General features: G+C 70.8%; 5 protein-coding genes. 1 reads left to right on the forward strand and 4 read right to left on the reverse strand.

Features of this window, described 5'->3' with window-relative positions:
- Both purL and G6028_RS14845 read right to left on the reverse strand, forming a co-directional pair.
- On the reverse strand, positions 1-2,283 hold a 2,283-nt coding region (purL, locus tag G6028_RS14840), incomplete at its 3' end, for a phosphoribosylformylglycinamidine synthase subunit PurL (protein ID WP_182659331.1).
- A gap of 98 nt (positions 2,284-2,381) precedes the next feature.
- Complete coding sequence (locus G6028_RS14845; RefSeq protein WP_182659332.1) at positions 2,382-3,593, reverse strand: saccharopine dehydrogenase NADP-binding domain-containing protein; 1,212 nt, start codon at positions 3,591-3,593, stop codon at positions 2,382-2,384.
- Positions 3,594-3,816: 223 nt separating this feature from the next.
- Between G6028_RS14845 and G6028_RS14850 the strand changes: the two genes are divergently transcribed.
- On the forward strand, positions 3,817-4,056 hold the full coding sequence (locus G6028_RS14850; protein WP_182659333.1) for a hypothetical protein: 240 nt from the start codon (positions 3,817-3,819) through the stop codon (positions 4,054-4,056).
- 70 nt (positions 4,057-4,126) lie between these two features.
- Here the strand turns inward: G6028_RS14850 and purQ are convergent, their stop codons facing one another.
- Together purQ and purS are read right to left on the reverse strand one after the other, a co-directional pair.
- Complete coding sequence (gene purQ / locus G6028_RS14855) at positions 4,127-4,804, reverse strand: phosphoribosylformylglycinamidine synthase subunit PurQ (RefSeq protein ID WP_182659334.1); 678 nt, start codon at positions 4,802-4,804, stop codon at positions 4,127-4,129.
- Positions 4,801-5,055, reverse strand: a complete 255-nt coding sequence (purS, locus tag G6028_RS14860) for a phosphoribosylformylglycinamidine synthase subunit PurS (protein ID WP_182659335.1) — start codon at positions 5,053-5,055, stop codon at positions 4,801-4,803. Before purS ends, purQ begins: the two co-directional genes overlap by 4 nt.
- Positions 5,056-5,346: the final 291 nt, after the last annotated feature.

Raw genomic sequence — 5,346 nt, forward strand, 5'->3', positions numbered from 1 at the left:
GAACAGTGCCGGCAGCGTGGCCTCGTGGGCGGCGCGCAGCTCCGCGGTGGTCAGGGTGAACTGCCCCTGGACCTCGAAAGTCCCCGAATCCGGGTCGGTGACGGCGATCCGGGTGTGCGGGATGTCCTGCGCGGTGAGCATCTGCTGGAAGCGGATCTCCTCGCCCCGGGGGACCGACACGATCACGCGGCCGGCCGACTCGGAGAAGAGCCACACGAACGGGTCCGCGTCGGCGGGCAGCACCACCCGGAGGCCGCACTCACCGGCCAGGGCCGACTCCACGAGCGCCTGCGCGAGCCCGCCCTCCGACAGGTCGTGTGCGCCGGTGATCAGGCCGTCCTTGGAGCACGTGGCCAGGATCCGGGCGAGTGTGGCCTCCCACCGCAGGTCGACCGTCGGGGGCATGCCTCCGAGGTGCTCGTGGGCGACCTGGGCCCAGATGGACCCGTCGAGCTCGTCGCGGGTCTCGCCGAGCAGGTAGACGTTCTCGCCGGGGGTGTCACCGAACGCGGTGGGCGTGCGGCGGGCGACGTCGTCGATCACGCCGAGCACGCCCACGACGGGCGTCGGCAGGATCGGGGTGGACCCGGTCTGGTTGTAGAAGGAGACGTTGCCGCCGGTGACGGGGATGCCGAGCTCGGCACAACCGTCCGCCAGTCCGTGGACGGCCTCGCGGAACTGCCACATCACGCCCGGGTCCTCGGGCGAGCCGAAGTTGAGGCAATTGGTCACGGCGACCGGGGTGGCGCCGGTGACGGCGACATTGCGGTACGCCTCCGCCAGGGCCAGCCGGGCACCGGTGTACGGGTCGAGCTTGGTGTAGCGCCCCGACGCGTCGGTCGACAGCGCGATGCCGCGGCCGGACTCCTCGTCGATGCGCAGGACACCGCCGTCGGCGTTCTCCGCGAGGATCGTGTTGCCGCGGACGTAGCGGTCGTACTGCTCGGTGATGAACTTGCGCGAGCACAGGGCCGGGCTGGAGATCATGTCCACCAGGGTCCGGCGCAACTCGTCGCCGGTGGCCGGGCGGGCCAGGGTCGCGGTGGTGTCCGCCTGCAGGGCGTCCTGGTCGGAGGGCCGCTCGAGGGGGCGCTCGTAGACCGGCCCCTCGTCGGCCAGCGACTCGGGCGGGGCGTCCACCACGGTCTCACCGCGGAACTCGATGGTGAGCCGGTCGCCGTCGGTGACCTCGCCGATGTCGGCGGCCAACACGTCCCAGCGGCGGCACACCTCCATGAAGGCCTCGACGTTCTCCGGCGTCACCACGGCGCACATGCGCTCCTGCGACTCACTGGAGAGGATCTCGGCGGCGGACATGCCCTCCGCGCGCAGCGGGACGTTGTCGAGCACGATGTGCATGCCGCCGTCGCCGGCCGCGGCCAGCTCGGAGGTGGCGCACGCCAGGCCGGCACCGCCGAGGTCCTGGATGCCCACGACCAGCTCGTCGCGGTACAGCTCGAGGCAGCACTCGATGAGGACCTTCTCCATGAACGGGTCGCCCACCTGGACGCTGGGGAGCTTGCGCGGCTTGACCGGCGCTCCGTCCTCGTCCACATCGAAGGTCTCGGACGCCAGCACCGACACGCCACCGATCCCGTCGAGACCGGTGCGCGCACCGAACAGGATGATCCGGTTGCCGGTGCCGGAGGCGAACGCCAGGTGCAGGTCCTCCACGCGCATGACGCCCGCACCGAGGGCGTTGACCAGCGGATTGGCGGCGTACGACTCGTCGAACACCGTCTCACCACCGATGTTGGGCAGGCCCAGGCAGTTACCGTACCCGCCGACCCCGGCCACGACGCCGGGGAGCACGCGGTGCGTGTCGTCGGCGTCGGCGGGGCCGAAGCGGAGCTGGTCCATCACGGCCACCGGCCGCGCACCCATCGCCATGATGTCGCGGATGATCCCGCCGACACCGGTCGCGGCGCCCTGGTAGGGCTCGATGTACGAGGGGTGGTTGTGGGACTCCACCTTGAACGTCACGGCCCAGCCGCCGCCGATGTCCACGACGCCGGCGTTCTCCCCGATGCCGGCGAGCATGGACGAGCGCATCTCGTCCGTGGTCGTCTCCCCGAAGTAGCGCAGGTGCACCTTGGACGACTTGTAGGAGCAGTGCTCCGACCACATGACGGAGTACATCGCCAGCTCGGCGTCCGTCGGGCGGCGGCCCAGGATCTCCCGGATGCGGGCGTACTCGTCCTCCTTGAGTCCGAGTTCCGCCCACGGCTGGGCGAGGTCGGGGGTGTCGGTGGCGTGCGCGATGGAGTCGACGTGAGTGGTCACGCGCCCGAGTCTAGTCAACCGGCATCCATGGTCGAATCCGCTCCCGGACGGGGCTGGACGGGAGCGGTCTGGGTGGGACGGGTCTGGGCGGAGCGGGTCTAGGTGGACAGCACCTCGAAGGTCAGCCCCCCGCGCTGCACGCGGTCCAGGAGAGCGTCGCCCATCGCCTGCGCGGTGGTGAGCTGCCCCGAGAGCGCGGGCAGGTCGTCGAAGGCCAGGCACAGGGCGGACTCCGCGAGCATCATCGACGTCTCGGTGTAGCCCGGGTCGCCGCCGCTGACCCGGGTGACGATCCGCCGGCCGCCGGCGAGTGCCACGAAGGTCACATCGAACGAGGACCGGGCACGACGCGACTCGCTGGGCCCGGCGCCGCGGTCGATGCGCTTGAGGATCTGCGACCGGATCGGACCGATCGACGCGCCCACCGTCAACGCCCCGACCCCGACCATCCCGGCGGTCGCGGTGACGGGCGAGCCGACCGACGCGTAGTGCGCATAGCTGAAGTCCGGGCCGTAGCTCTCGAGCGCCGCGGCCGAGCGCAGGACGATCTGGGGATCGATGGTGGGCAGCGGCACCAGCCACCGGCCCAGCACGCTGTCGCGGTGCGGCTTGCCGGCGACCGCCTTGATGCGCCGCCCGGCCGCCTTGCCCTGCTTCTCCCGCCGCTGCTTGGCGACCCGGGACGCCTCGCGCAGTCGGGCGAACTGGCCGATGGCCGAGTGGAATGTGCCCCCGGAGAACTGCGCATCGGCGTGCACGGCCCCGTAGACCGCCACCGGCACGCCCTCGGGGACCTGCTTCATCGTGTAGAACACGCCCATGTCGTGCGGGATGGAGTCGAACCCGCAAGCGTGGATGATCCGGGCGCCGGAGGCCACGGCCTTGTCGTGGTACTCGAGGTACATACGGTCGGCGAACTCGGGCTCGCCGGTCAGGTCCACGTAGTCGGTCCCGGCCTCGGCGCATGCGGCGACGAGCGGCTCTCCGTATTCGAGATAGGGGCCCACGGTCGTGATGATGACGCGCGCCGACCGCGCCATGTCCGCCAACGACGCGGGGTCCTCGGTGTCCGCCACGACGACCCCCGGAGCCGGGACATCGGGCTCCTCGACGGCGAGCCGCGCCACGAGCGCGTCAAGCTTGGTCCGCGAACGCCCGGCCACCGCCCACGCCCCGCCCTCGGGCAGGTTCCGCAGCAGGTAATCGGCCACCAGACCGCCGGTGAACCCGGTGGCCCCGTAGAGGACTATGTCGAACGGCCGGGCGGCCTTGTCGGACGCGGACACGGGCTTGGTGCTGGATTCACTCACCCCACGGTTCTACCGCATCCGGTGATTTTCGCGACCGCGCGCGACTGCCGGGCGACGGCCTTCTACTGGCGCCCCAGACCCGGCGTGTGATCTATGTCACTTCTGTGGCCGATGTGAACACTGCGACTAAAGAAATATGCAGAATTATCAGGCACGTGCGGCCACTCGGGCCGTCGGCAACTTCCCCGCGCCCCGGCGCCGGGGCATCCCCTTAGGAGATTCCATGGACCTCACCGGCTCGATCCTTACCGAGACCCTCCCCATGTCCGCAGAGCTGATGGGCGGCTCGTCGGGCACGGGATCGGCTGTCATCGACACGCTCGTCGGGGCACCGGCCATCGCCCTGAACATGCTGGCGCTGTTCATCGGTGGTATCGGCGGCGACCTCGGTAGCTCCGGCAGCTCCGATTTCGGGGCCATCATCGCTGGCATCGTCGGCGGCATGCTGCCGCCCAACGCCTGACCATCGCTTGAAGCCGTAGGGCCCGCCGAGAGATCTCGGCGGGCCCTACGCTATGGGCGACGTGCGTCTACTAGACCGTGACGACCGCGTCCAGCGCGGACAGGAACAGCCCCAGCCCGTCGTCAGAGGGTCCGGTCAGCGGGTCGATCGCGTGCTCGGGGTGCGGCATGAGGCCCACCACGCGCCCGTTCTCCGAGGTGATGCCGGCGATGCCGTTGGTGGACCCGTTGGGGGCGTCGCTGGCGAAGCGGAACACCACGCGGCCCTCCCCCTCGAGCTCCTCGACGGTCTCGGCGGTCGCCATGTAGCGGCCCTCACCGGACTTGAGCGGGATGAGGATCTCCGCACCCTTCTCGAAACGGCTGGTCCAGGCGGTGTCGGTGTTTTCGACCCGCAGCCACTCGTCGCGGCAGATGAAGTGCATGTCCCGGTTGCGACCCATCGCGCCGGGCAGCAGGCCCGCCTCGCACAGGATCTGGAAGCCGTTGCAGATGCCGAGCACGGGCATCCCGCCGCGGGCGGCCGAGATGACCTCGCCCATGACGGGGGCCATGGACGCGATGGCGCCGGCGCGCAGGTAGTCACCGTAGGAGAATCCGCCGGGGACCACCACGGCGTCGACGCCCCGGAGGTCGGCGTCGGCGTGCCAGAGGGAGACGGCCTCGGCGCCGGACCTGGTGACGGCCCGTGAGGCGTCGATGTCGTCGAGCGTTCCGGGGAAGGTGATGACGCCGATCCGTGCGGTCACGAGGCCACCTCGGCGGAGTCCACGCGGACGACCTTCCAGTCCTCAATCACGGTGTTGGCCAGCAGCGACGAGGCGATCTCCTCGAGCTCGGCCTCGGAGACGTCGTCCGCCACCTCGAGCTCGAACCGCTTGCCCTGCCGGACGTCGGTGACACCGGCGTGACCGAGGCGGCCGAGCGCGCGGTGGATGGCCTGACCCTGCGGATCGAGGATCTCGGCCTTGGGCATGACTTCGACGACGACTCGGGCCACGGTGGGAACTCCTCGACTGATTGATACGCGGGTCGGACCCGGACCTACCGGGACTCAGCCACCGATCCTACCCGCAGTCCGCGGGGCCACCGAACGCTCGACCCGCCCGGTCCACCCGGTCGGAATCAGGCCGCGCGGACCAGTGCGACCGGGGGCCACTCGTAACGCCCGGCCTCGGCACCGTGCTCGCCCACCACCCGGTCCACGGCGTCCAGCAGCGCCGACCTCGGCGCCCGCCGCGAGAGCTGCTTGGCGGAGACGTTGACGCGCACGAGTCCCCCGGCCGCCGCC

Source organism: Dietzia cercidiphylli (assembly GCF_014145145.1).
GTDB classification, from domain to species: Bacteria; Actinomycetota; Actinomycetes; order Mycobacteriales; family Mycobacteriaceae; genus Dietzia; species Dietzia natronolimnaea.

What these genes read in the sequence shown, in the direction of transcription:
- G6028_RS14850 (WP_182659333.1), top strand. Translation starts at nt 3,817, where the DNA reads ATGGACCTCACCGGCTCGATCCTTACCGAGACCCTCCCCATGTCCGCA.